Genomic DNA, 24,784 nt, shown 5'->3' with positions numbered 1-24,784 from the left:
GCGCCTCCCGTCCGCTCGTCCTGCGTCCACCACCACCCGCCGGCCGCCGCGCCGGACCGCCAACCTGCACGACCGTTGCGGGTTTCCGTATCCGCACCCGGGTGTCCGCAAGGGACCGCACCGCGCATTGACCCTCCCGCTGGCCACGGCGATGGTTGGAACCGCGGGGGAGAGTACCCACTCACCCGCGGCAAGCAGGCGGCGTCGTACCCGCGTCCCGCTGCTCGACCGACGACGGTCACCGTCGTCGATGCGTCATCCGAGGACGCGCCGCTCGTCTCGACGAGCCACCACCCGACAGCAACCCTGACCCGACAGGACCGCGCCATGCCCGCACGTACCGTTCGCCCTGCAGACCCGAGGGTCTCCGTCGTCATCCCGGCACGGAACGAGGCCCGCAACCTCGAGATCATCCTCCCGAAGCTCCCGCCCGTGTACGAGGTGATCCTGGTCGACGGCAACTCCGTCGACGACACCATCGCCGCCGCCCAGCGCGTGATGCCCGACATCCGCGTCGTGCACCAGACCCGCAAGGGCAAGGGCAACGCCCTGGCCTGCGGCTTCGAGGCCGTCACCGGCGACATCGTCGTCATGTTCGACGCCGACTGCTCCGCGGATCCCGACGAGATCCCGCGGTTCGTCCAGGCACTCGTCGACGGCGCCGACGTCGCGAAGGGCACCCGGTACTCGCTCGGCGGTGGCAGCGACGACATCACGATCGTCCGGAACATGGGCAACCGCGGCCTGAACATGCTCTGCAACATCATCCTCGGCACCCGCTACAGCGACCTCTGCTACGGCTACAACGCCTTCTGGGCGGACGTCCTGCCGGAGATCGGTCTGCTGTCGTCCGAGCTGCCGAAGCCGGCCGACGGTTCGATGCTGTGGGGCGACGGGTTCGAGATCGAGACCGTCCTGACCTGCCGCTGGTCGGCCGCCGAGCTTGCGATCACCGAGGTGCCGAGCCACGAGAAGCTCCGCGTGCACGGTTCGAGCAACCTCAACGCCGTGACCGACGGCATCCGCGTGCTGAAGTCGATCATGCACGAGCGTCGTCGTGCCGCGATCGGCCGTGCCGAGGTCCGTCGCGCGGCGATGAGCGTCGTGCCGCCGGCCGAGCAGCTCGCCGCGCCGGCTGCTGCGCACGTCGCTGCGCCGGTTGCCGCTGCGCCCGTCGCTGCGGCGCCGGTCGCTGCGTCCGTCGCGACCCCCGTCGCTGCGTCCGCCGTCGCCGGGGCGTCCGTTGCCGGGGCAGCCGTCGTCGCGTCCGTCGTCGCCCTCGAGGAGGACGTCGCGTGACGACCGTCGCGGTCGTCATCTGCGCCTACACCCAGCAGCGCTGGGGTGACCTGCAGGACAGCGTCGAGTCGGCCAAGCGCCAGCCCGAGGCCCCCGAGGTCGTCGTCGTCATCGACCACGAGCCCGAGCTCCTGGCCCGCGCCGCCGCGCGCTGGCCGGAACTCCGGGTCGTCCCGAACACCGAGGACCGCGGACTCTCCGGGGCCCGGAACACCGGTGTCGCCCTGACCGACGCCGACGTCGTCGCGTTCCTGGACGACGACGCCACCGCTGACCCCGACTGGCTCGGGCACATGCTCACCGCGCTCGAGGACCCCGACGTCGTCGGTGTCGGCGGTCGTGCCACGCCGTCCTGGCCGACCGCGACCGGCCCCGGCCCGTACGCCGACGAACTGCTCTGGATCGTCGGGTGCTCGTACCGCGGGCTGCCCGAGACCCCGGGCGACGTCCGCAACGTCATCGGGTCGAGCATGGCGTTCCGCCGCGACGCGATCCTGCTCGCCGGCGGCTTCCGCTCCGGCATCGGCCGCGTCGGCAACCAGCCGCTCGGCTGCGAGGAGACCGAACTCTGCATCCGCATCGCCCAGGCCCGTCCCGGCGCGCGGATCCGGCACGAACCGCGCTCGAACGTCTCGCACCGGGTCTCGCCGGACCGCGTGACGATGCGCTACCTGCGCCGCCGCAGCTACTACGAGGGCATCTCGAAGGCCGTGCTGAGCCGTCGGGTCGGCACCGGCGACTCGCTCGCCAGCGAGTCGACCTACCTGACCCGGGTGATCCCGGGCGCCGTGCTGCGCGAACTGCGCCACGTCGGTCGTGGCGGAGGCCTGCGGGCGTACGCCATCGCGCTCTCCGTCGTCTCGACGGTCGCGGGCTACGCAGTCGGCCGGGTCCTCGGCACCGTCGTCGTGCGGACCCCGCCCGCACCCGCACCGCTCCCGCAGCCGGTGGGCACACCGTGACCCGCGCGACCCTGGCGATGGTCCTCTCGCCGGTCGTGACCGGGCCGCTCGTCCCCACCTGGGACGGCGCGCTCTGGGTCGGCGAGGTCGACCGTGCCGACGTGCACGCGTCGAGCCACCGGGACGTCATCGCCCTGCAGGGATCCGCCGGGTACGGGCGTGCCCGCCTGCTCGTCCGCGACCACGGCGAGCCGCTCGGTTTCGTCGAGGCCGAGATCACCGAACGCCGCCGCATCGGCGGCACCATCGACGTCCGTGCGCTCCAGCGCGCGATCCGGCCCATGCCGGCACCCGAGCGTCGGCCGGCAGCAGGTCTGGTGCTGCCGTCCGTCACCGTGGTGCTCTGCACGGACGGCGCCGCCGGCACGACCATGCGGTCGGTGCTCGCCAACGGGCACGCCGACTTCGACGTCGTCGTCGTCTCGCACGGCGCCGACGACGGCGGCGTGGCGACGGTCGACATCAGCGGACGTCGCGTCACCACCATCCCCGCGCCCGAGCGCGGCCTCGCCGCCGCGCGGAACGCCGGCCTGCTCGTCGCGACCGGCGACGTCGTCGCGTTCGTGGACGAGGGTGCCGTCGTGGACGGCGACTGGATCGCCGCCATCGCCCGTGCCTTCGCGGCCGACCCCGACGTGGCCTGCGTCACCGGGCTCGTGCCGAGTGCCGAGCTCCGGACGCCGGCGCAGCGCTGGCACGACGACCGCACCCCCGGTGGGCGGACCGTCCACCGGCGGGTGTTCCGGCTCGACGACTCGGTCGACGACCTCCCGCTGCACCCCTTCGCCGCCTCGGCCTACGGCACCGGCGCGAACCTCGCCGTGCACCGCGCGACCGCGCTCCGGATCGGCGGGTTCGACACCGCCTTCGGTCCCGGCACCCGCGTCGGCGGTGGCGACGACCTCGACCTCTTCACACGACTGCTGTTCGCCGGATCCGCGATCGCCGTCGAACCGGCCGCGATCGCGTGGCAGCGATCGGCGGACGACGTCGCGTCGCTCCGCGCCGCCGCTGCCGCGCACGGCCACGGACTCGGAGCCTGGATGACCAAGAACGCACTCGACCGCGACACGCTGACCGCCTCGGTGGACGCGGCGCCGGAGGCCATCAGCGCCTTCGCACGCCTCGGCCTCGAGCAGGGCGACGACGCTGCCGACGCTGCTCCGGCGAACGGCCACGGGACGGGCGCCGCGCGTGACGCGGACAGCGTCGACGCCGTCGACGCGGAGTTCGCGGCGACGAAGCGTCGGTTGCGTCGCGTCGAGCGGCGCTCCGTGCTCACCGCACCGGTCCTGGCGCTCCGCGAACGCATGGGCGGCGCGGGGACGATCGACCGGACGGCGCACGGTCGCCACGAGCTGCAGCGCGGCCTCGACACCGCGGGTCCGGCACGACCGATCCCGGGTGGCGCGATGGGCCCGGTGGCCCGACTCGGCGCCGCCGCGATCGTCGTGCTGACGCTCGTGCTGGCCGCCGTCGGCAGCGTCGTCGAGCTGCCCACGCTGCGGGCGAGCGCCGTCGCGGTCTTCCTGTTCGCGCTGCTCGGGGTCGCCCCGATGCTGCTCGTCCGTCCGATGTCCCTCGCACGGTTCGCCGTCCTCGCCGTCACCGGGTCGCTCGTCGGCACGATCGGCATCGGCTACACCATGGCGACCTTCCACATCTGGGCGCCGACGGTCCCCTTCGTCGGTGTCGTCGTGCTCACCGCGGCGGCGCTCGCCGTCTCGGTGCCGCGTGACCTGGCGGAGCTCCGTCGCGCCGGCCTCGTGCGCCGGGAGACCGCCCGGCCCCGGTGGAGCACGACCGCCACCGTGACGGCGCTCTCGCTCGGCGGGCTCGTCGTCGTGGTCGTCGCCGCGCTCACCCACATGGGCGACCCGGTGCCCGCAGGCCTGTTCGGCTCGCTCGGCCCCGGCCTGGTCGTCGGCCTCGTGCTCGTCGTCGCCGCGGCGGTCATCGCCCTGGTCCGCGGCCGCGCGCTCGCCGTGCCCGTCGTCGTGCTCGGCGGTGTCGTGCAGCTCGCCCAGGCGATCACGTACGGCGTGCCCACCGTGACCGCCGCCGCGCGGCACATCGGTGTCGTCGAGTACATCCGCCAGTTCGGTGGGACCAACCCGTCGGCCGACATCTTCCAGACCTGGTCCGGCCTGTTCGCCGGCGCGGCCTGGGTGGCCGACGTCGGGGGCATCGTCAACACGATCCTCATCGCCGCGTGGGTGCCGGTCCTGCTCGCCTTCAGCACGACCATCGCGGTCGGGGTCCTGGCGGCGCACTGGCTGCCCGGCGCCCGTCGGCCGTGGATCGCGGCGCTGCTGACCGCGATGACCGGTTCGCTCAACACCACGTACTTCTCGCCGCAGTCGACCGGCATCCTGATGTCGATCGTGATCCTCGTGCTCGCCACCGGACCGCTGCGCGATGCCGCCGTCACCACCGCCGACGGCTCCGTCGCCGCCAAGCCGCGGGCACGGCGCGTGGGGCTCTCGCGGATCGTCGCGATCACCCTCATCGGCATCGTGCTCGCCGTGACCCACCAGATCTCGCCGTACCTGACGGTCGCCGCACTCGTCACGCTCATCGTGTTCCGGATGCTCCGCCCCTGGTGGCTGCCCGTCGTCGTGCTCGTGCCGGCGGTGGTCTTCGCCGCGCTGAACGGTGACATCCTCGGGCGGTTCCTGTCGCTCGCGGCGGTCGGACGGGTGCTCGACAACGTGCAGCCGCCCGCGCACGACATGACGGTCCTGCCGAAGCCGCTCGTCACGCGTCTGGCGTTCGACATCCCGGCAGCCGCGCTCGTGGTGCTCGGACTCATCGCCGTGGTGACCGTCCTGATGCGGCGTGACCGGACGCACTGGGCGCTCCTCGCCACCGCCGCGAGCCCGATCTCGCTGCTCGTCGCCACGAACTACGGCCAGGAGGGCGTCTTCCGCGTCGTGCTCTTCGCGACGCCGTGGATCGCGATCCTGGCGGCGGCGCTCCCGATGCCCGCCGGTCGGTTCGCCCCGGTCGGGGCGGTCCTGCAGCGGGGGATGCGTCCGTCCGCGGTGCGGTTCGCGGTCGCCGGAGCAGCGGTGGCGGCGCTCGTCGCGATCGGTGCGTTCGGGCAGACCTCGCTCGACTGGAACCGCGTCATGACCCGGAGCCAGTCCGCGGCGACGCAGTACTACGACCGCACGGCACCCGCGGGCTCCGTGATGCTGCTCACCGGTTCGGCCAACGCCGTGCCGAGCAACACCGGCGCACGGTACTTCGACGTGGGCTACCTGTCCCGCGAAGCACTCGGCCCGTACCCGGACCCGACCGGCGGCTACGACGCCGAGGCCGACCTGTCGAACGTGACGCGGGAGCTCGTCGTGAACTGGTCGGCCACCGGCTACTACGCCCTGGTCGCGGAGCCCTTCGGCGCCTACGACGAGCGGTACGGCTACCAGAGTGACGCCGACTACCAGGAGCTCGCCGCCGCCATGGCGTCCTCGCCCTACTGGAAGCGGGTCTGGTCGTCGGGGACGACCGCGATGTACGAGCTGACGACGGAGGGCCTGCGCCATGCGACCGACTGAACCGACCTCCGACAGACCGCGACGGACGCGACGGGCCACCGTCGCGTCCGTCGCGGGCGTGCTCGCCACCGTGCTCGCCGTGCTGGTCGCGCCGAACCTCGTGGTGCAGCCCGCCGTGGCCGCGGCGGCCGACTGCAGCGCCGGGCGGGTGCTCAACGTCGTCGCCCACCCCGACGACGACCTGCTCTTCCAGGGCACGGACCTGCGGAAGGACATCGACGCGGGGCGCTGCGTCCGCTCGGTGATCGTCACCGCCGGTGACGCCGGCAAGCCCGACTGGTACTGGCAGGAACGCCAGGTGGGACTGATGGCCGCCTACGCGAGCATGGCCGGCGTCGACCCGGCGTCGACGACCGGCTCCACGACGGTCGCCGGACGGACCCTGCTCACCGAGACCCTGACCGCCGACCCGCGGATCAGCCTGGTCTTCATGGACCTGCCGGACGGCAACGTCGAGGGCAACGGCTTCTGGGCGAACGGCTACGAGAGCCTCCAGCGCCTGTACACGGGCGACATGGACACGCTGCACACCGTCGCCGATGCCCCGCACGCCGCCACGTACACGCTCGCGCAGCTCCGGGCGACGCTGCAGGGGATCGTGCAGGACTTCGCACCGACGGACATCCACACCCTCGACCACGAGGGCGAGTACGGCGACGGTGACCACAGCGACCACCACACGGTCGCGTACCTGACCGACCAGGTGCAGCAGCAGTACACCGGCGCGCACGGCTTCACCGGGTACATGGGGTACCCGATCGCCGACCGTCCGGCGAACCTGACGACGGCCGAGACCCAGGCGAAGGCCGACGCGTTCTTCACCTACGCCGCGCACGACAGTGAGACCTGCGCCTCGTACGAAGCCTGCTCGGCTCGACCCGAGACCTCGTGGCTCAGCCGGCAGTACACCGCTGGCTCGCCCGCGCCGACGGACCCCACCGACCCCACGGACCCGACCCCCGCACACAAGGACGTGACGGGTGCGGCGTCGGTGACGGCGAGTGCGGAGAACCCGGCTGATGGTCAGACGGCCGTGAAGGCGGTCGACGGTGTGGTGAGCGGGTACCCGGATGCGCCGACGGCGGAGTGGGTTGCGCCGTCCGGTCGTGCGGGGACGTGGATCCAGCTCGGGTGGGCGGGGGCGACGGTGTTGGACGCGGTCGACCTCGCTGATCGGCCGAACGCGGTGGACCAGGTGCTGGGTGGGACGTTGACGTTCTCGGACGGCTCGAGTGTGACGGTGCCGGCGTTGAACAACGGTGGTGCGGTGCAGCGGATCACGTTCGCGGCGCGCAGTGTCACGTGGGTGCGGTTCACGGTGACGTCGGTCAGTGGCGGGACGCAGAACGTCGGACTCGCCGAGATCCGCGCGCTGGCCCCGGCCGACACGACGACGCCACCACCGACCCCGACCCGGACGGACGTGACGGGTTCGGCGTCGGTGACGGCGAGTGCGGAGAACCCCGCTGATGGCCAAACGGCCGTGAAGGCGGTCGACGGTGTGGTGAGCGGGTACCCGGACGCGCCGACGGCGGAGTGGGTCGCGCCCTCCGGTCGTGCGGGGACCTGGATCCAGCTCGGGTGGGCGGGGGCGACGGCGTTGGACGCGGTCGACCTCGCTGATCGTCCGAACGCGGTGGACCAGGTGCTGGGTGGGACGTTGACGTTCTCGGACGGTTCGAGTGTGACGGTGCCGGCGTTGAACAACGGTGGTGCGGTGCAGCGGATCACGTTCGCGGCGCGCAGTGTCAGGTGGGTGCGGTTCACGGTGACGTCGGTCAGTGGCGGGACGCAGAACGTCGGACTCGCCGAGATCCGGGCGTTCTCCCCGGCGAGCAGCGGCGGTACGACGCCGACGCCGACGCCGACCCCCACGCCGACGCCGACCCCCACGCCGACTCCGACGCCGACTCCCACCCCGACCCCCACTCCGGGCCTGCGGGACGTCACCGGCTCGGCCACCCCGACGGCGATCGCCGACAACCCGGCCGACGGCCAGACCGTCGCGAAGGCCGTCGACGGCGTGGTGTCCGGCCACCCGGTCGACCACACCGCCGAGTGGGCCGTGCCCTGGGGACGGACCGGCATCTGGATCCAGCTCGACTGGGCCACCCCGGTCGCGCTCCAGCGCATCGTCCTGCACGACCGTCCGAACAGCGACGACCAGATCACGAGCGGCACGCTGACGTTCTCGGACGGCAGCCAGGTCGCCGTGGGCGAGCTCCCGAACGACGGCAGCGCCCGGACGGTCGACTTCACCGCCCGCAACGTCACCTGGGTGCGGTTCACCACCACCGGGGTGTCGAACAGCACGATCAACGTCGGTCTCTCGGAGGTCCGCGCATGGGCAGCTGGATGACCCCGGACGATGACGGCCTCCGCCCCGTCGCCGAGCAGTTGGCCGCCGCGCACGGCGCCCCACCCGCGCACGGCTTCGGCACCTCCCGTCACCGCACGCCGCTCCGGACACGGGGACGACGGGTCGCGATCGTGGCCGCCGCCCTGGTGGTCGCGGTCGGTGCCGTCGCCGCGGCGACCACCGGCACGACGTCCGTCGGCCCCGGACCCAGCGGGGTCGCGATGCCGACCGGCGACGGGGACGGGGACGGCTGGAAGCGGGTGTTCTCCGAGGACTTCGACGAGTCCGCCCCGTCCGGCGGGTTCGAGGCGGCCTACGACGACCGGTTCACCGTCTACCACGGCTTCGCGGACACCGCGGGGACCGGTCGGTACCAGGCGTCCACGCTGAGCGCCCACGACGGGATGCTCGACATGCACCTCCGCACGACGAAGGCGGGCACTCCGCTCGCCGGCGGGGTCGTGCCGCTCGTCGACGGACGATGGGGCGGACAGACCTCCGGCCGGTACAGCATCCGGATGAAGAGTGACGAGGTCGACGGCTACGGGGTGGCGGTGCTGCTCTGGAGCGACGAGAACGTCTGGGCGCACGGCGAGATCGACTTCCCCGAGGGGGCTCTCGGTGCGCCCGCCTGGCTCAACGTGCACTGCCTGGTCGACCCGGCCGAGAAGTGCGTCCACCACGAGACCGACGCGTCGCTGGCCGACTGGCACACGTACACGATCGAGTGGACGCCGTCGCGGATGTCGTTCCTGGTCGACGACGAGGTCGTCGGGAGCACCACACAGGACATCCCCGTGGAGCGCATGCACCTGGTCGTGCAGACGGGATCCCTCGAGGGCCTGCCGCCCCGGGACGCCGCCGGGTCGTTGCTGGTCGACTGGATGACGATCGACGTGCCCGCGGACGGTGAGAGCCCCCGGGCCACGCTGCCGTCCACGGAACCCACCGCCGGCTGACGGCGCCGAGCCCGGCGCAGACCGACGCCGCCGCCCGGTGCACGCAGACGACGCCGGGCCCGGCCCGGTCAGCGCCGGGCGTGTGCCAGCAGCGCCTGCAGCAGCGCGCGCCCGTGCGGCTCGCGCCCGTAGCGGTCACGCACCCACGCGCGGCACCGTGCGGCGAGGGACGGGTCGCGCTCGGCGTCGTCGAGGGTGTCGAGCAGCTTCTCCGCCAGTGCGTCGGGGTCGGCCGGGTCGACGGTGTACCGCGCCCAGTCACCCGACAGGATCTCCCCGGTGCCGCCCGATACGGCCGCGACGACGGGACGGCCGGCGGACATCGCCTCGACCACGACCCGGCCGAAGCCCTCGGGCTCGATGGACGGTGCCACCACGACGTCGGCGGCGTGCAGGAGCGGGACGACGTCGTCCCGCTCGGGGAGCACGAGCACGGAACCGGCGGGGAGCGCGTCGATCGCGGCGTGCACGGCGTCGGCTTCCTCCGGGTAGAGGGCACCGGCCAGCACGAGGAGCGGCGCGGGCGCCGCGTGACCAGCCACGGGGGGAGTGGTGACCGGCACGCGTGCCGCGGCGGTCGTGCGGACGCGACCCCACGCCTCCAGGAGGGCGAGCACGCCCTTCGACCGGGTGAGCCGACCGTAGTAGAGCACCGTCGGGGTGTCCTCGGCGATGCCGAGTGCCGCGCGGGCGTCGTGCACCGACGCCGGGGTGGCGGCCGGGAACGCGTCGGTGTCGACGCCGTTCGGCACTATCGTGATGCGGTCCGTCGGCACGCCGGACGCCGCCCAGGCGCGCGCCATCGCGTGCGAGACGGCGAAGTAGCGGGTGCGGCCGCCGGCGATCGGTCCGAGCCGCCGGTAGTTCGGCGCGTGGTGCAGGTGCACCGCGAGCGGGACGCCGGAGACGAGCGACGCGACGCGGCCGAACGGCAGGTACTCGGGGCGATTCAGCCAGAGGACGTCGAGGTGTGATCGTCGGATCCGCAGTCCCTCGCGGGCGAAGCGCCAGGCGTCGCGGAGCGCGGTGGTGATGCCGAACCGGTAGTCGGTGGCCTCCACCAGGCGCACGCCCATCGCCTCGTAGGGCGGCGGGCCCTCGGCGGCGCGCGGGGACTGGCCGTTCCGGTGCCAGACCTCGACCTGGTGGCCGGCGGCGACGAGCTCGCGGGTGTCCTCGAGCACGCAGCGTTCGAGTCCGCCGGTGATGGCGAGTCCGGTCACCAGCACGCCGACGCGGAGTCGGCGGGTGCCGTCGGTTGCAGTCTGTCGCGGTCTCACGAGACACCACCCCTTGCGGTCTTCAGTCGGCGGAGGAACCAGGGGAGGCAGGCGACCACCCCGGCGATGCGGACCCAGTTCCAGAGCACGTCCTGCGGCAGGAGCAGGGACGCGGCGGCAACGACGAGCGCGGCGAGGGTCGTCAGGACGATCCGGGCTCCCGGTCCGCGCCACTCGCGGCGATCGGGCAGGGCCAGCAACTGCATGGCGGCCAGGATCGCGTAGGCGACGACGGTGGCGAGGCCCGCGCCGGCGATGCCGAGCACGGGCACGAGCACGAGGTTCGCGCCGATGTTCACGGCGCCGGCGATCGCGGCGATCACCCCGACGGCGACACCGCGGCGTTCGACCAGGAGCAGGCGTCCGGTCGCGCCGCTGGCGACGACGGGGAACGCGGTGATCGCGACGACGAAGACGACGACGGAGAGCTCCTGCACGCGGTACGACGCCGGGGCGAGGATCGGCAGCGCGACCGGTGACACCAGGGTCACGGCGAGCAGGACCGGTCCGAGCATCTTGTACAGCTCGTCGCGGGAGTGCATGGCGAGCTGCCGGCGCGCGACCGGGTCGCGGAGGGCGGCGAAGTGTGGCGCCCAGGCCTGGTTCGTGAAGGTCAGGAGCAGGATGACGGCCGAGCCGACGACGTAGGCGATCTGGTAGCGGGCCACCTCGTCCGGACCGAGCAGCCGCTGGACGACGATCCGGTCGCCGGCGTTCAGCACGAAGTACGACAGGTTGCCGAGGGCGATCGGCACGCCGAGGCGGAACGCCCGGGCGGTGGTCTTGCGGTCGAACAGGCCGGCGAGACGCGGGCGGGTCGCCGCGATGCCGATGACCATCGCCACGCCCTGGGCGACGACGCCGCCCCACGCGTAGGTGGTCGCGTCGGCCTGCACCCAGGTGAGGAGCCCGAGGCCGATGACCGAGCCGCCGATCGAGGACAGCAGGCTCGTGACCGCGAAGACCCGGATGCGGTCCTGGGCGACGAGCAGCGCGAGGGAGATCTGCACGATGGCGGCCGGGCCGGTCCAGAGCACCGCCACGAGGAGCAGCGGGTGGTTGCCGACGAAGCCGGCTGCGTCGGCCCAGACCGGGATCGTGGTGAGCGCGGCGACGGTGACGACGATCGCGGTGACCATGCCGACGGCGAGCAGGCCACGCGCCCGGCGGTCGTCGCCGTCCTCGGCGCGCTGCAGCACCGACGCCTGGTCGATGCCGAGGACGGCCAGGACGACGAGCGCCTGGTACAGGGCGATGGCCGAGGCGAGGACGCCGAACTCGGCCGGCGGCATCAGGTGTGCGAGCACCGGGGAGATGAGCGACGAGACGACGAGCTGCATCGACCAGACGACGACGTACAGCAGGCCGCGGCCGAACAGGACGGAGGCGCCCTTCCGCACCGCGACCGACCCGGTGTCGAGCGACTCGGGCACGGCGGCGACGGGGACGGGTGCCTCGCGCGCTGCGCGGGCCTCACGGCGGGTCTGCGGGGGGAAGCTCACGGCGCGACCACCGCTGCCGCGTCCTGCCGCGCCGACGCCGTCGCCGACGCCGACCCCGTCGCCGCGCCCGCGTTCTGGCGCAGCCCGAAGGCCGCGTCCACGACGTCGAGCAGATCTCCGCTCCGGTCGGTCGAGAACTTCCGCGCGAACAGGTGCTGCACCTCGACGTCCGCGTCCGTCCGACGCTCGAGCAGCTGCCCCGCGTCGGTGACGGTCAACCACGGCGGGCTCTTCCGGGCCGTGCCGTCCCACCCGATCCACCAGAGCGGCTGGGAGACGTGCTCGTCGGCGAACCCCGGCGTCAGCGACGGCGAGTTGAGCACCGACGGCACGAAGGTCTCGTCGGCGACCCAGGTGCGCTGCCAGAACCGGACCAGGTCGGGGCGCTGGTCCACGGTGTCCACGACGGCGGCGGCGTGCCGGCGGGAGAGGACCTTGAGCTGCGAGCCCCCGGCGAAGGAGACGTTCGCCGGCACGCGGCGGGGGACCGGCAGCCGGAGCATGTGCTTCCGCCACGCCCAGTGCCGGAACCGGATGCGGGAGATGCCGCCGTCGCGGCCCCACGGCGCGAACGGCAGCGGGTTGACCGAGATGAACGACTCCTCCCGGTGGGCCTCGAGCAGGGCCGTGATCTCGGTGGGGTTCGCGAGCGGGTAGTCGCTGCCGGTCAGCACGGCCACGTGCGAGGCGTCGGTCTCGGCCAGGGCGGCCCGGTAGCCGGACACCTCGGCGGCGACGTTCTCCCAGCGCGCCCAGCCCGTCCGGATGCGGGGGAGCAGCCGGACGCGGTCCGGCAGTCCGTCGGTCATGGCGCGGAACACCGTCTCGGGCGTGCGCGCGTCGCAGTGCAGGAACACCGGGAACGGGTCGAGCGCCTCGACGAGTCGGCGCACGTGTGCCGGGTCCTCGTGGGCGAGGACGATGCACGCGGGGACCGCGGGGGAGATGGCCATGGACGCGACGCTAACCGCGGCGTTCCGGGGCCGACAAGGCGACCCGTGCCCGTCTGCGGGGAAGCGGCGGTTTCCCGCACCACCCCCGATCGGTCAGCGCTCGGCGCGCCTGATCAGCGCTTCTTGCGGAACTTCTGGCAGTCGCAGAGGGCGCAGTCCGTGCCCGGACGGTAGTGCTCGTGGGCGTCCTGCACGTGGCCGCAGACGCAGGTCACGGCGTCGACCACGAAGACGCTCTGTTCCGAGGGGAGCACGGCGCCGAGCTCGTCGGTGGGGCCCATCGACATGCGTCCTCCTCGTGCCCGGCGTGCTGCCGCCGAGTCGTCCTCACGATCCTACCGTCCGGGGGTGTGCACTGGCGGCAAACCGCAAGTCGGACGTCCGTCGCCGCAACCGCCGGCGGCCGCCGTTGACCCCGCAGCAGGCCCACCGGAGCATCGGACCATGACCGACCAGCAGGCCACCACCACCCGCGTGCTCACGCTCACGCCCGCGATGCCGTCCCCGGACGTGCCCGCCTGGGCCGGCGCGGCCTGGGTCGGTGCCGTCGACCGACAGGAGGCGCTCGCCGCGTCCGCCGTCGAACTCGCCGGCGCCACCGGCTTCCGCCGCGCCCGTCTGCTCGTCCGTGACGGACGCGAGATCGCCGGGTTCGTCGACGTCAGCGTCGACGCGGACGGCGGCGTGGACCCGGCCGAGCTGGGACCGGCCCTGCGCGCGCTGCGCACCACGGGCCTCCCGGACGCCCCCGCGGGGACGCCGGTCGGGCGCATCTCCGTCGTCATCGGCACCCGCGACCGGCCGGACGACCTGCGCCGCTGCGTGCGCTCGGTGCTCGCGTCCGAGCACGACGACTTCGAGGTCCTGGTCGTCGACAACGCGCCCACCACCACCGCGACCCGCGACGTGGTCACGTCGCTCGCGGACCCGCGCCTGCGGTACGTCCTGGAGGCCCGACCCGGCGTCTCGCGCGCACGGAACGCCGGACTCGCCCTCGCGTCCGGGGCCGTGGTCGCCTTCGTCGACGACGACGTGGTCGTCGACCGGCACTGGCTCGCAGCGCTCGCCGACGCGTACGCCCGCGACGCGGACGTCGTCTGCGTGACCGGCCTCGTGCCCAGCGGCGAACTGCGGACCCCCACGCAGCGGTACTTCGACGAGCGCGTCACCTGGGCGCGCAACACCGACCGCCGGGTGTTCCGCACGTCCGCGCCGCCGGCCGACCTGCCGCTGTTCCCGTTCTCCGTGGGCGCGTTCGGCACCGGGGCCAACATGTCGCTCCGCCGCTCGGCCGCGGTCGCCCTGGGCGGGTTCGACGTCGCACTCGGCCCGGGCACCCTGGCCCGCGCGGGCGAGGACCCCGACCTGTTCACCCGGGTGCTGTTCTCCGGCGGCGCGCTCGCCGTGGAGCCCTCGGCCGTCGTCTGGCACAAGCACCGGCCGGACCGTGCGGCGCTGCGCTCGCAGGCGCTCGGCTACGGCACCGGTCTCGGCGCGTGGGTCGCGAAGCTCATGCTGCGCCCGCGCACCGCACTGGCCGTGCTGCGTCGGGCGGTCGGGGCGCTGCGGCAGCTCGGCGCGCTCGGACAGGGTGCCGGCGCCGACGCCGACCAGGTGTCCGCCGCGGTGGACGCCGTGGGCGGGTGGCCGGTCGACGACGCGTTCCGCGAGGCGACGGCCGGCCTCAAGCGCGTCGAGCTCGTGGCGGCGCTCGGTGGCCCGTGGCGGTACGTCGTCGGGCGGTCGCGGCGCGGGTGACCGCGGCGCGGGCGACCGCGCTCCGCGTGCGCGGTGCGCACGGCAGGCACCGCGTGCACCGCACGCACGCACCGGACGGACGGGAGGCCCGTGGCGACGCTGCCACGGGCCTCCCGTCCGTCCGGTGCGGACGTCTCCTGCACCCCCCCCCTACGGGCGGAAGCGGCCCTCCTCGACCTCGCGCCAGAACCGACGGCTGCGGAAGTACGCCGCCGGACCCGCCGGGAAGCCGCGGAACTCGTGGTACGCCAGCGAGCGCGGGATCCGGGTCGTGGAGGCCTCGGTGATGCTCTCGGCCGCGGCGTCACGCCGGCCGGCCAGTCGTGACACGAGCTGCTTCAGCTTGATCTTGCCGGCGCGGGGCATCAGCCGTGCGAGCACGAGCGCGTGCCGGCGGTCCTTCGCGATGAGCTCGCACATCAGCGCCGTGAACCCGACGCCGTTCGAGTGGAGCTGTCCGTGCAGCCCGGCGAGGTCCTGCCGGTGCCGGTGGTGGACGACCGCACGGGGTTCGAAGCCGATCCGGCCACCGCTCCACAGGATGTCGATGAAGATCGCCAGGTCCTCGCCGCCGCGGGCCGGCACACCGGCACCGAGCACGGGGTCGAACCCGCCGACGGCGTCGAACGCCGACCGTCGGACCGCCCAGTTCGCGCCGGCGCCGTAGCCGCCGATGCCGTACACGGCGAAGTGCTTCTGCACCGAGCCGTCGGGGCGGACGGCCCGGGCCTGCGCGTGCCGCATGACCCCGGGGACGTCGTCCGGCACGATCGTCACCGGCTGGAAGGTGCGCTCGCCGCTGAAGCCGCCGTAGTACGCCTCGTACCAGATCTGCGCGGGGGTCTCGAGCTCGACGGGCAGGATCATCCCGGTGACCGCGGCGACCTCGGGCTCGCGGACGAAGCGCGTGCCGATGGACCGGAGCCACTGTGCGTCCACCCGGACGTCGTCGTCGGTGAACGCGATGATCTCGCCGTGCGCCGCTGCGACCCCGGCGTTGCGACCGGCGGAGCAGCCCGGACGGCGTTCGGTGACCAGCCGGACGTCGCGGCCCTCGAGCAGCCCGGGCAGGGCGTCGACCTCGGGCAGCTTCACGCGGTTGTCGACGAGGATGACCTCGTACCGCGGGTAGTCGAGGTGCTCGAGGAAGTCGAGCAGCTTCCGGATGTCCTCGACCCGGGTGACGATGGTCGACACGACGATCGAGATGAGCGGGAGCTCGAGGTCGGGGATCGGGGTCTCCGTCGCACCGGAGGTCCGTGCGAGGCCGTCGACCAGGGGCGCCATCGCGCGGGCGGCGTCGGCCGGGTCCGCGGTGAGGAGCACGTCGAGGGTGGTGACGGGGAAGCCGTCGCGGTAGCCGACGACGAGCGCGGAGGAACCCGACTCGTCGGCGACCAGGCGCGGCAGCGGAGCGTCGAGGTCGACGCTGACGACCCGACGGGGGCCGGGCACGGTGACGGAGGAGTGCAGGGTCATGCTCGGGACGCTACGACCGCCCGCGGCGTCCGGACAACGGACCGGACCAGCAGTGGCGGGGTTCGTGCGGGGTTCCGCAGTGCGGTGCGTGTGCCCCGGACGAGGGTGAGCGCTCACCCAGGAAGCCACGGGAACCTCATGGGTCACGCTCAGGTCACGGAACCGATGCAACCGGTTGCGCTCCCGCCGGACCGGGCGTAGCTTCCTCCACCAGCAGGCAGCGGCGCCTGCTCCAGGGCAGTGTCGTCGAACCCGATCGATGCCCCCTGGTGATCTCAATGAGGAGACAACGCTGTGAAGACAACACGCTCCAGGGTGCGGTTCGCATCCGTTGCCGGGGTCGCCGTCATCGGCCTCGTGCTCACCGGCTGCTCGAGCGGGAGCTCCGGCGCCGGATCGGACGACGCCAAGAGCGGCCAGGACAGCCGCGGCCCCATCACCTACGTGCAGGGCAAGGACAACTCGAACGTCGTCCGCCCGCTCATCGCGAAGTGGAACAAGGCCCACCCGGACGAGAAGGTCACCTTCAAGGAACAGTCCGACCAGGCCGACCAGCAGCACGACGACCTCGTGCAGCACTTCCAGGCGAAGGACGAGAACTACGACGTCGTCGACGTGGACGTCGTCTGGACCGCCGAGTTCGCCGCCAAGAGCTGGCTGACGCCGCTGACCGGCGACATGAAGCTCGACACCTCGAAGCTCCTGCCGTCGACGGTGAAGACCGCCACGTACAACGACACCCTCTACGCCGCTCCGCAGACCTCGGACGGCGCACTGCTCTACTACCGCAAGGACCTCGTCAAGACGCCTCCCACCACGTGGAAGGAGATGATGGACGACTGCAAGATCGCGAAGGACGCCGGCATCGGTTGCTACGCGGGGCAGTTCGCGAAGTACGAGGGGCTCACCGTCAACGCCTCAGAGGCGATCAACGGCTCCGGCGGTTCGGTGCTCGGCAGCGACGGTGCGCCCGACGTCGACACCGACAAGGCGAAGGCCGGCCTGCAGAACCTGGTGGACGCGTTCGAGGACGGGAACATCCCGGCCGAGGCGATCACCTACCAGGAGGAGCAGGGCCGCACCGCGTTCGAAGCCGGCAAGCTGCTGTTCCTGCGCAACTGGCCGTACGTCTACAGCCTCGCCAAGACCGACGGCTCGTCGAAGGTCAAGGACACCTTCGGCATCGCGCCGATTCCCGGTGCCGACGGCGTCGGTGCCTCCACGCTCGGCGGCCACAACGCCGCGATCAGCGTGTACTCGAAGCACAAGGCCACGGCGCACGACTTCCTCGAGTTCCTGACCTCGGACGAGACGCAGAAGTTCTTCGCGACCCAGGGCTCGCTCGCCCCGGTCGTCGGTGACCTGTACACCGACCCCGAGCTGACGAAGCAGCTGCCCTACCTGCCGACGCTGCTCAAGTCGATCGAGTCGGCGGAGCCGCGCCCGGTCACGCCGTTCTACCCGGCCGTCACGAAGGCGATCCAGGACAACACCTACGCGGCGCTCAAGGGATCGAAGTCGGTCGACGAAGCCATGAAGGACATGCAGGACGCCCTCAAGTCGGCGACCAGCAGCTAGCGACACGCGGCTCACGCCGCATCGGACTGGAGGCACGGTGCCATCCCGGCACGTGCCTCCAGTCCGCCCCTACTTGCGTTCCGACACCCCCGGCAAGGAGGCCGACACGTGTCAGCAGCAACCGAGATCCCCGCAGCCATCCCCAACCCGACGGGCATGGAACCGAAGCGCCGACGGCGCAAGGGCGGACTCAACGCCGAGCACGGCCGCTGGGCCGTGTACCTCATCGGCCCGACGATCGTGCTCCTCGCGATCGTCATCGGGTACCCTGTGGTCAGCGCGGTCATCCAGTCGTTCCAGCTCGACCAGGGCCTCGACAAGGCCACCGGCCTGTTCGTGCAGGGCGGGTTCGCCGGCGTCACGAACTACGTGCACTGGCTCGGCCAGCGGTGCGGGGACGTCGCGTGCCCGCCCGGCAACCTCGGTTCCCAGTTCTGGGTCGCCTTCGGGAACACGTTCTTCTTCACGTTCGTGACCGTGATCCTCGAGACCGTCATCGGTCTGTGGATGGCCATCATCATGAACCGCAACTTCAAGGGCCGCGCCCTCGTCCGTGCCGCGATCCTGGTGCCGTGGGCGATCCCGACTGCCGTCACCGCGAAGCTCTGGTACTTCATCTTCGACGCGAACGGTGTGCTCAACCACGTGATCGGGCACCAGGTCCTCTGGTTCTCCGACGAATGGGCGTCACGGTTCGCGATCGTCATCGCCGACACCTGGAAGACCACGCCGTTCATGGCGCTGCTCATCCTGGCCGGTCTGCAGCTCATCCCCGAGGACGTCTACGAGGCGGGGAAGATGGACGGCGCCTCGACCCTTCAGCGCTTCTTCCTCATCACGCTCCCCCTCGTCCGGCCGGCCCTGATGGTCGCCATCCTGTTCCGTGTCCTCGATGCCCTGCGCATCTACGACCTCATCGCGATCATGACCGGCGGTGGTGGTGGTTCCGGGAACGCGACCGTGTCGCTGTCGGTGCTGGTCGTCGACCAGATCCGGCAGGGGTTCAACGCCGCATCAGCCCTGTCCACCATCACGTTCCTCATCGTCTTCATCGTCGCGTTCGTCTTCGTCCGGTTCCTCGGCGCGAACGTCGTGCAGACGCAGGCAGCCCAGCAGAAGGGTGAACTCAAGTGACCCTCGCAGCAGATCGTCCCCGCCGCACCGCCGCGACCCGCGACCGGGCGACGGACCGTCCCGACGTGCGGGTCCGGCGCGAGACGGGCCCGAAGCTCCGGACCGCCGTGCAGGCCGTCGTCATCGCCGTGTGGTGCCTCCTGCCGTTCTACTGGATGGTCGTCACGAGCTTCCGCGAGGTCGGGTACACGTTCGACGCCACCCCGTGGTTCACCCACGTGACCCTCGACAACTACGCGACCGCGTTCTCGACCGCGCTGGGCAACCACCTCGGCCGAGCGCTCCTGAACAGCGTGTTCATCGGGGTCGCGGTGACCGTCATCGCCCTGCTCGTCGGCACCACGGCGGCGTACGCGCTCGCCCGGCTCGAGTTCCGCGGCAAGTCGCTCATCGCCGGCGCGATCCTGGCCGCGTCGATGTTCCCCGGCGTCGCCCTCATCTCGCCGCTGTTCCAGCTGTTCACCGACATCGGGTGGATGGGGTCGTACCAGGCGCTCATCCTGCCGAGCATCTCGTTCGTGCTACCGCTGACCGTGTACACGCTCGCGTCGTTCTTCCGCGAGATGCCGTGGGACCTCGAAGAGGCAGCCCGCATCGACGGGTGCACCCGGGTGCAGGCGTTCCGGCGGATCATCCTGCCGCTCGCGGCGCCCGCGGTGTTCACCACGGCGATCCTGGCGTTCATCTCGAGCTGGAACGAGTACCTCATCTCGTCGCAGCTCTCGAGCGACGCGACCCAGCCGGTGACCGTGGCGATCGCCTCGTTCGCCGGGTCGCAGCCGCACCAGGAGCCCTACACGGCGGTGATGGCCGCCGGCACGATCGTCACGATCCCGCTGGTCATCCTCGTGCTGATCTTCCAGCGGCGCATCGTGGCGGGGCTCACCGCCGGCGGCGTGAAGGGCTGACGACCATGGCCCAGCGCGGACCCACCCGTCCCACCGCCCACATCGAGGAGGCCATCGGCTTTGTCGGGATGTTCGGCGTCCTGTTCCTCGGCGTCACGGTGTTCTGCGAGCTCACCGGGCGACCGGCGCTCGGCTGGGCGCTCACCCTGCTCGTGTGCGTGCTCGGCGTCGTCGCCCTCGACCGGTGGCGGGTCGCCGTCCTCCGCCGGACCGCACCGCAGGACGGCACGGGTGCGTCCGTGCCCCGGGGCGTCGGTGCTGCTCCCGCGGTCGCCCCGGTGCACACGTCGGTCACCGACCCCACCGGTCGCAGGCCTCGACCCGGCGCGGACGGACGGGTGCACCAGCACGCGGGCTGGGACGAGGTCGCACCGGCTGCACGACGGCCGGCGCGCCCCGCACGGGTGCCGCAACGCCGGGCGGACCGCGGCGTGCCCGCGGTGGCGGCCCGACGGGGTGGACCCGACGCACCGGCGGACGTGACGCACGGCACGGACGGCTGACGGGCCTCCCGGGTCGCACCGATGGGGATCCAGGAGATCGCGACCGTCACGGGGCTGTCGAAGTCCACGGTGTCGCGGGCGCTCCGCGGCATGTCGAACGTGGCCGACACCACGATCGAGCAGGTGCAGCGGGTCGCCGACGAACTCGGGTACGTCCCGAGCTCGGCGGCGGCCGGCCTCGCCACCGGGCGCCAGCGCGCCGTCGGGGTGGTCGTGCCCGTCATCGACCGCTGGTTCTACGTGAAGGCGCTCGGCGGTGTCGACGCGGAGCTCCGCCAGGCCGGGTACGACCTGGTCCTCTACAACCTCGGCGGCCCGGGCGGCGACCGTGACCGGGCGTTCCGGCGCTCGATGCTGCGCCACCGCGTCGACGGCCTCGTGCTGCTCTCCCTGGTGCTCGACGCCACCGAACGGGCCGAGCTCGAACTCAGTCGGCACCCCATGGTCGTCATCGGCGGCCCGGCACCGGGCCTGCGGAACGTGGGCGTCGACGACCGCGAGGTCACCCGGATCGCGGTCGAGCACCTGCACGGCCTCGGCCACCGGCGCATCGCCTACGTCGGCGGGCAGGACGAGGCCGGCATGAACGTCGCCGTGCCGCACCTGCGACGGGACGGGTTCCTCGACGCCGTGCGGTCGTCGGGACAGGCCGTGCCGGAACGGTGGTCCCTCGACGGCCGGTTCTCGTTCGCCGGCGGGACCGCCGCCGGGGCCGCGCTGTTCGCCGAACCGGCGTCGGAGCGACCGACGGCGGTGCTCTGCGCCTCGGACGAGATGGCCCTCGGTGTCCTGCTCGCCGCACGCCGAGTCGGCCTCGCGGTCCCGGAGGACGTGTCCGTGATGGGGATCGACGGCCACGAGTACGGCTCGACCGTCGGACTCACCACGGTCGCGCAGGACCCGGTGGCGCAGGGACGCACCGCTGCACGGGCCGTGCTCGCCGAGGTCGACGGAGGTGTCGCCGGCCCGATCGCGGCGGCACCAGCGCACCTGGTCGTCCGCGCGACCACGGGTCCCGGCCCGCACGGTCCCGCGTAGGGTCGCCCGCATGGAGGTCACCAAACTCGAACACGCCTGCCAGGTCATCACCGAGGGGGACGCCCGCCTGGTCCTCGACCCGGGGAACCTCACCCGACCGGTCGACGTGACCGGGGTCGTCGCCGTCGTCGTCACGCACGAGCACCCGGACCACGTCACCCCCGAGCAGGTCCGGCGCATCCTCGACGCCAACCCCCGTGCGGTCGTCATCGGACCGGAGGGCGTGCGCGCGGCGCTCGCCGAGGCGGGTGTCACGGTGGACGTCGTCACGGACGGCGACCACCGGACGGTCGGCCCCTTCACGCTCACCTTCCACGGCACGCGGCACCAGCTGATCCACGCCTCGGTGCCGATCGTCGACAACACCGGCGTGCTCGTGAACGGCCGGCTGTTCCACCCGGGCGACTCCTACACGGACCCGGGCGTCCCGGTCGAGGTCCTCGCGGCACCCGTCGGGGCGCCGTGGCTCAAGGTCGCCGAGATGATGGACTACGTCGCCGCGATCGCGCCGTCCCGGGCGTACCCGATCCACGAGGCCACCCTGTCCGAGGTCGGCCTCGGCATGCACACGGGGCGGCTCCGCGAGGCCGTCGAGCCCGCCGGGTCGCTCGTCGTGCTGCGTCCGGGGGAGTCGCTGACGCTCTAGGGCTGCGCGGCGCTGCGCGGCCTGGAGGCCCGTGGCGGCGTCGCGACGCGCCTCCTGTCCGTCACCGAGTGAGCAGAACGCGACGGGTCGCGTCCACGCACCCGGCTTCTGCTGCTCACCGGTCGGGCGCCCGCCGACGCAGTCGCGCCGCGACCAGGCGGTCGAGCGCCAGGGCGTCCCACGGAGCGTGCCGCTCGGCGTCGTTGTCGAAGTACACGTAGACGTCACGGCCGGCCTCGGCGTGCTCGAGGACCGTCGTCGCCCACCCGCCGAGTGCCCGGGGCGAGTACCCGTCGTGGTAGGTCCGGGGTGCGCCGTGCAACCGGAGGTACGCGAGTGGTGCCCCGGTGTCCGCCCGGAAGCGGGGGAAGTCGCCGGCGTGCGAGTCGACCAGGGCGACACGGTGCCGGCGGAGCACGTCGAGGTGCTCGTCGCCGAAGCCGGTTGCCCGGACCTCGAGCGCGTGGTGGATCGACCACGCCGGTTCCTCGGGCTCCACGAGACCGTCCGGTTCGGCGGGGACCTTGTCGTCGTGGTGGCGTGCGAGTTCGGCGGCCGCGCCGTGCGTCCGGGGGAGCAGCCCGAGGAACGCGTCGAGCACCTCCGGCGTCGGCAGCAGTCGCTCGGGCAGCTGCCAGAGCACCGGCCCGAGGGCGTCCCCGAGCTCCAGCGGACCCGAGGCGAAGAAGTTCGCCAGCGCGGTCTCGACGTTCCGCAGCCGCAGCATGTGCGTGACGTACCGGCCGCCCTTGACCGCGAACCGGAACGGCTGCCCGCCCGAGGCTGCACGCCACGCCCGGTAGCGCGCCGGGCGCTGCAGCGAGTAGAAGGATCCGTTCAGCTCCACCGTCGGGAACCGCGACGCCACGTGCTCGAGCCACCGCCGCTTCGCGAGGCCCTCGGGGTAGAAGTCCCCACGCCAGCCGTCGTACTGCCACCCGGACAGGCCGATCCGGACCGTGGCCGAGGGGCTGCCACCGACGTGTCGAGGCGCTGCGATCGCGTCGTGGTCCGCCGTCATCGATCCACCGTATGCCTGCTGCGACATGGCGGCACACCCGGGCGACACGCCCCGTTTTGGTGCGGATGCGAGCCTTGTGCAATACTTGTCGAGTTGTCGGAACGGCCCCATCGTATAGCGGCCTAGTACGCTGCCCTCTCACGGCGGTAACGCGGGTTCGAATCCCGCTGGGGTCACCACAGGTGACATGCTCCGAGTCCGACAACAGCCGCGGCCCCATCGTATAGCGGCCTAGTACGCTGCCCTCTCACGGCGGTAACGCGGGTTCGAATCCCGCTGGGGTCACCAGCACGCAAACCCCCGTCCAGCTCCGGCTCGGCGGGGGTTTCGTCGTCTCGGCTAGCCTGGATCGTCCCCGTCGCCCGGGGAACGATCGCCTCGCGACGGGAGCACGATGCACGCCGAACGCCCACCGCACCTGCGCTGGAGGCTCGTCGCCCTCGTCGCCCTCGGCGGCGCGGTCGGGACGGCCGTCCGCGCACTCCTCGCCGCGGCGTTCCCCGCACACGACGGGATCAGCTGGACCATCCTCGGGATCAACGTCGTCGGGGCGTTCTGCCTCGGGTTCCTGCTCGACGCGCTCGTGCGCCGCGGCCCCGACATCGGTCGTCGTCGCGCGGTCCGGCTGTTCGTCGGCACCGGCGTGCTCGGCGGCTTCACGACCTACAGCACGCTCGCGGACGACACCGCGCAGCTGCTCGACCTCGGGCGCTGGACGGCGGGCACCGGGTACGCGCTGCTGTCGGTCGTGCTCGGACTCGTCGCGGTCGTCCTCGGTCTGTGGGTCGCCGCGGCCACCCGCCCCCGCACGCGCCCCGAACCGCTGCCGGAGGCCCGATGAGCCCGGTCGAACTGGTCCTGGTCGCCGTCGGCGGGGGAGCCGGCGCCGCGCTCCGCTTCGTGCTCGACGGGCTCGTCAAGGGCCGCGTCGCCGGTTCGCGGTTCGCCGGGTTCCCGGTCGGGACCCTGCTCATCAACGTGTCCGGATCGCTCGTCCTCGGGGTCCTGACGGGCCTCGGGCAGGCCGGCACCATCCCCACCTCGACGGTCGCTGTGCTCGGGACGGGCATGATGGGTGGGTACACGACGTTCTCGACGGCGAGCGTCGAGACCGTACAGCTCCTCCGATCCGGCAAGACCCGGCTCGCCGTCCTGAACGGCCTCGGGATGCTCGTCGTCTCGGTCGGCGCAGCCGCGCTCGGCCTCTGGATCGGAAGGAACTCATGACCTCGGAACGCCCCGGCGAACTCGTCCTCGTCCGTCACGGAGAGACGGAGTGGTCGAAGAGCGGGCAGCACACCGGCCGCACCGACATCCCGCTCACCGACAACGGTGTCGAGCAGGCGAAGCGCGCGGGCCGGTACCTCGGGGACCGGTCGTTCGCGCTGGCGCTGTCGAGCCCGCTGCAGCGCGCCCGTGACACCGCGCACCTGATCGGCGTCGAGCCGGAGCTCGACGAGGACCTGTACGAGTGGGACTACGGCGCGTACGAGGGCCTCACCACCCCGCAGATCAAGGTGCTGCGCCACGGGCCGTGGGACCTCTGGACCGACGGGGTCCCCGCTGGCGACACCCCCGGTGAGAACGCCGCCGAGGTACGGGTCCGCGTCGAGCGCATCCTGAACCGTGCCCGACCGGTGCTCGCCGAGGGCCACGACGCGGTGTTGATCGCCCACGGCCACGTGCTGCGCGCGCTCGGTGCCGCGTGGATCCGGCTCGCGCCGCAGGACGGCGCCGTGCTGAAGCTCGGCACCGCCTCGGTCAGCATCCTCGGCTACGAGCACGGCCGCCCCGTCATCGACGCCTGGAACATCCAGCCCCGCGACTGACGCGGCGGTGGGGTGG

At 72.6% G+C, this 24,784-nt stretch carries 21 protein-coding genes and 2 tRNA genes; 17 read left to right on the top strand and 6 right to left on the bottom strand.

The annotated features are described in order from the left end of the window. The first annotated feature begins 327 nt into the window (after window positions 1-327). From BIU91_RS12350 to BIU91_RS12330, 5 genes are read left to right on the top strand one after another with little or no spacing between them, the layout of a single operon-like run. Complete coding sequence (locus tag BIU91_RS12350; RefSeq protein ID WP_071405692.1) at window positions 328-1,299, top strand: glycosyltransferase family 2 protein; 972 nt, start codon at window positions 328-330, stop codon at window positions 1,297-1,299. Next, window positions 1,296-2,261 carry a glycosyltransferase family 2 protein gene (locus BIU91_RS12345; RefSeq protein WP_071405691.1) on the top strand — a complete coding sequence of 322 codons (966 nt, stop codon included), beginning with the start codon at window positions 1,296-1,298 and terminating at the stop codon, window positions 2,259-2,261. The genes BIU91_RS12350 and BIU91_RS12345 overlap by 4 nt, the downstream gene beginning before the upstream one ends. Then, window positions 2,258-5,821: a glycosyltransferase gene (locus BIU91_RS12340; protein WP_071405690.1), complete on the top strand. Its 3,564-nt coding sequence runs from the start codon at window positions 2,258-2,260 to the stop codon at window positions 5,819-5,821. The genes BIU91_RS12345 and BIU91_RS12340 overlap by 4 nt, the downstream gene beginning before the upstream one ends. Window positions 5,822-5,879: 58 nt before the next feature. Next, on the top strand, window positions 5,880-8,180 hold the full coding sequence (locus BIU91_RS12335) for a PIG-L family deacetylase (protein ID WP_171907829.1): 2,301 nt from the start codon (window positions 5,880-5,882) through the stop codon (window positions 8,178-8,180). Further along, complete coding sequence (locus BIU91_RS12330; RefSeq protein WP_071405688.1) at window positions 8,165-9,139, top strand: glycoside hydrolase family 16 protein; 975 nt, start codon at window positions 8,165-8,167, stop codon at window positions 9,137-9,139. The genes BIU91_RS12335 and BIU91_RS12330 overlap by 16 nt, the downstream gene beginning before the upstream one ends. Window positions 9,140-9,207: 68 nt before the next feature. Here the strand turns inward: BIU91_RS12330 and BIU91_RS12325 are convergent, their stop codons facing one another. From BIU91_RS12325 to BIU91_RS18935, 4 genes are all read right to left on the bottom strand, one after another. Further along, entirely contained in the window at window positions 9,208-10,419 is a 1,212-nt protein-coding gene (locus tag BIU91_RS12325; protein WP_171907828.1) for a glycosyltransferase family 4 protein, read from the bottom strand. Then, window positions 10,416-11,921 carry an oligosaccharide flippase family protein gene (locus tag BIU91_RS12320; protein ID WP_084741203.1) on the bottom strand — a complete coding sequence of 502 codons (1,506 nt, stop codon included), beginning with the start codon at window positions 11,919-11,921 and terminating at the stop codon, window positions 10,416-10,418. The genes BIU91_RS12325 and BIU91_RS12320 overlap by 4 nt, the downstream gene beginning before the upstream one ends. After that, window positions 11,918-12,874, bottom strand: coding sequence for a beta-1,6-N-acetylglucosaminyltransferase (locus BIU91_RS12315; RefSeq protein ID WP_071405686.1), 957 nt, complete (start codon window positions 12,872-12,874; stop codon window positions 11,918-11,920). The genes BIU91_RS12320 and BIU91_RS12315 overlap by 4 nt, the downstream gene beginning before the upstream one ends. Before the next feature lie 113 nt (window positions 12,875-12,987). After that, window positions 12,988-13,161 carry a hypothetical protein gene (locus tag BIU91_RS18935; RefSeq protein ID WP_163343513.1) on the bottom strand — a complete coding sequence of 58 codons (174 nt, stop codon included), beginning with the start codon at window positions 13,159-13,161 and terminating at the stop codon, window positions 12,988-12,990. Window positions 13,162-13,318: 157 nt separating this feature from the next. Between BIU91_RS18935 and BIU91_RS12310 the strand changes: the two genes are divergently transcribed. Further along, complete coding sequence (locus tag BIU91_RS12310) at window positions 13,319-14,632, top strand: glycosyltransferase (RefSeq protein WP_071405685.1); 1,314 nt, start codon at window positions 13,319-13,321, stop codon at window positions 14,630-14,632. Window positions 14,633-14,782: 150 nt separating this feature from the next. Here BIU91_RS12310 and BIU91_RS12305 read toward each other — a convergent pair whose 3' ends face one another. After that, window positions 14,783-16,111 (bottom strand): glycosyltransferase, encoded by a 1,329-nt coding sequence (locus tag BIU91_RS12305; RefSeq protein ID WP_071405684.1) that lies wholly within the window; start codon window positions 16,109-16,111, stop codon window positions 14,783-14,785. 294 nt (window positions 16,112-16,405) lie between these two features. On the opposite strand from BIU91_RS12305, the gene BIU91_RS12300 reads away from it, so the two are divergent. The 6 genes from BIU91_RS12300 (at window position 16,406) to BIU91_RS12275 (ending at window position 21,918) form a co-directional block, all read left to right on the top strand. Next, entirely contained in the window at window positions 16,406-17,689 is a 1,284-nt protein-coding gene (locus tag BIU91_RS12300) for an ABC transporter substrate-binding protein (protein WP_071405683.1), read from the top strand. Window positions 17,690-17,845: 156 nt separating this feature from the next. Beyond that, the gene (locus BIU91_RS12295) at window positions 17,846-18,823 is read left to right on the top strand and encodes a sugar ABC transporter permease (protein ID WP_071405682.1); all 978 of its coding nucleotides are present in this window, start codon (window positions 17,846-17,848) and stop codon (window positions 18,821-18,823) included. A gap of 65 nt (window positions 18,824-18,888) precedes the next feature. Continuing rightward, window positions 18,889-19,731, top strand: a complete 843-nt coding sequence (locus BIU91_RS12290; protein ID WP_071405697.1) for a carbohydrate ABC transporter permease — start codon at window positions 18,889-18,891, stop codon at window positions 19,729-19,731. A 5-nt stretch (window positions 19,732-19,736) separates the two neighbouring features. Then, window positions 19,737-20,234, top strand: a complete 498-nt coding sequence (locus BIU91_RS18550; protein ID WP_071405681.1) for a hypothetical protein — start codon at window positions 19,737-19,739, stop codon at window positions 20,232-20,234. A gap of 21 nt (window positions 20,235-20,255) precedes the next feature. Continuing rightward, window positions 20,256-21,272, top strand: a complete 1,017-nt coding sequence (locus BIU91_RS12280) for a LacI family DNA-binding transcriptional regulator (protein ID WP_071405680.1) — start codon at window positions 20,256-20,258, stop codon at window positions 21,270-21,272. Between the two features lie 10 nt (window positions 21,273-21,282). Continuing rightward, entirely contained in the window at window positions 21,283-21,918 is a 636-nt protein-coding gene (locus tag BIU91_RS12275; protein WP_071405679.1) for an MBL fold metallo-hydrolase, read from the top strand. 115 nt (window positions 21,919-22,033) lie between these two features. On the opposite strand, the gene BIU91_RS12270 is transcribed toward BIU91_RS12275, so the two are convergent. Continuing rightward, the gene (locus BIU91_RS12270; protein ID WP_084741198.1) at window positions 22,034-22,939 is read right to left on the bottom strand and encodes a DUF72 domain-containing protein; all 906 of its coding nucleotides are present in this window, start codon (window positions 22,937-22,939) and stop codon (window positions 22,034-22,036) included. Window positions 22,940-23,042: 103 nt separating this feature from the next. Between BIU91_RS12270 and BIU91_RS12265 the strand changes: the two genes are divergently transcribed. The 5 genes from BIU91_RS12265 to BIU91_RS12245 all read left to right on the top strand — a co-directional run bounded on the left by BIU91_RS12265 (window position 23,043) and on the right by BIU91_RS12245 (window position 24,768). Beyond that, window positions 23,043-23,118 (top strand) — tRNA-Glu (locus BIU91_RS12265). A 33-nt stretch (window positions 23,119-23,151) separates the two neighbouring features. Beyond that, window positions 23,152-23,227, top strand: a tRNA-Glu gene (locus tag BIU91_RS12260). 106 nt (window positions 23,228-23,333) lie between these two features. Then, window positions 23,334-23,780 carry a CrcB family protein gene (locus BIU91_RS12255; RefSeq protein ID WP_071405678.1) on the top strand — a complete coding sequence of 149 codons (447 nt, stop codon included), beginning with the start codon at window positions 23,334-23,336 and terminating at the stop codon, window positions 23,778-23,780. Then, window positions 23,777-24,166, top strand: a complete 390-nt coding sequence (gene crcB, locus BIU91_RS12250; RefSeq protein ID WP_071405677.1) for a fluoride efflux transporter CrcB — start codon at window positions 23,777-23,779, stop codon at window positions 24,164-24,166. The genes BIU91_RS12255 and crcB overlap by 4 nt, the downstream gene beginning before the upstream one ends. Beyond that, window positions 24,163-24,768 carry a histidine phosphatase family protein gene (locus BIU91_RS12245; protein WP_071405676.1) on the top strand — a complete coding sequence of 202 codons (606 nt, stop codon included), beginning with the start codon at window positions 24,163-24,165 and terminating at the stop codon, window positions 24,766-24,768. The genes crcB and BIU91_RS12245 overlap by 4 nt, the downstream gene beginning before the upstream one ends. Window positions 24,769-24,784: the final 16 nt, after the last annotated feature.

The sequence above is a fragment of the Curtobacterium sp. MMLR14_002 genome (assembly GCF_001864975.1).
Lineage (GTDB): Bacteria > Actinomycetota > Actinomycetes > Actinomycetales > Microbacteriaceae > Curtobacterium > Curtobacterium flaccumfaciens.
This window is presented reverse-complemented; position numbering and strand designations above follow the sequence as displayed.

Coding starts and splice junctions, on each gene's coding strand:
- BIU91_RS12350 (WP_071405692.1), top strand. CDS start 328: ATGCCCGCACGTACCGTTCGCCCTGCAGACCCGAGGGTCTCCGTCGTC.
- BIU91_RS12330 (WP_071405688.1), top strand. CDS start 8,165: ATGGGCAGCTGGATGACCCCGGACGATGACGGCCTCCGCCCCGTCGCC.
- BIU91_RS12315 (WP_071405686.1), bottom strand. CDS start 12,874: ATGGCCATCTCCCCCGCGGTCCCCGCGTGCATCGTCCTCGCCCACGAG.
- BIU91_RS18935 (WP_163343513.1), bottom strand. CDS start 13,161: ATGTCGATGGGCCCCACCGACGAGCTCGGCGCCGTGCTCCCCTCGGAA.
- BIU91_RS12310 (WP_071405685.1), top strand. CDS start 13,319: ATGACCGACCAGCAGGCCACCACCACCCGCGTGCTCACGCTCACGCCC.
- BIU91_RS12305 (WP_071405684.1), bottom strand. CDS start 16,111: ATGACCCTGCACTCCTCCGTCACCGTGCCCGGCCCCCGTCGGGTCGTC.
- BIU91_RS12295 (WP_071405682.1), top strand. CDS start 17,846: ATGGAACCGAAGCGCCGACGGCGCAAGGGCGGACTCAACGCCGAGCAC.
- BIU91_RS18550 (WP_071405681.1), top strand. CDS start 19,737: ATGGCCCAGCGCGGACCCACCCGTCCCACCGCCCACATCGAGGAGGCC.
- BIU91_RS12280 (WP_071405680.1), top strand. CDS start 20,256: ATGGGGATCCAGGAGATCGCGACCGTCACGGGGCTGTCGAAGTCCACG.
- BIU91_RS12275 (WP_071405679.1), top strand. CDS start 21,283: ATGGAGGTCACCAAACTCGAACACGCCTGCCAGGTCATCACCGAGGGG.
- BIU91_RS12270 (WP_084741198.1), bottom strand. CDS start 22,939: ATGACGGCGGACCACGACGCGATCGCAGCGCCTCGACACGTCGGTGGC.
- BIU91_RS12255 (WP_071405678.1), top strand. CDS start 23,334: ATGCACGCCGAACGCCCACCGCACCTGCGCTGGAGGCTCGTCGCCCTC.
- crcB (WP_071405677.1), top strand. CDS start 23,777: ATGAGCCCGGTCGAACTGGTCCTGGTCGCCGTCGGCGGGGGAGCCGGC.
- BIU91_RS12245 (WP_071405676.1), top strand. CDS start 24,163: ATGACCTCGGAACGCCCCGGCGAACTCGTCCTCGTCCGTCACGGAGAG.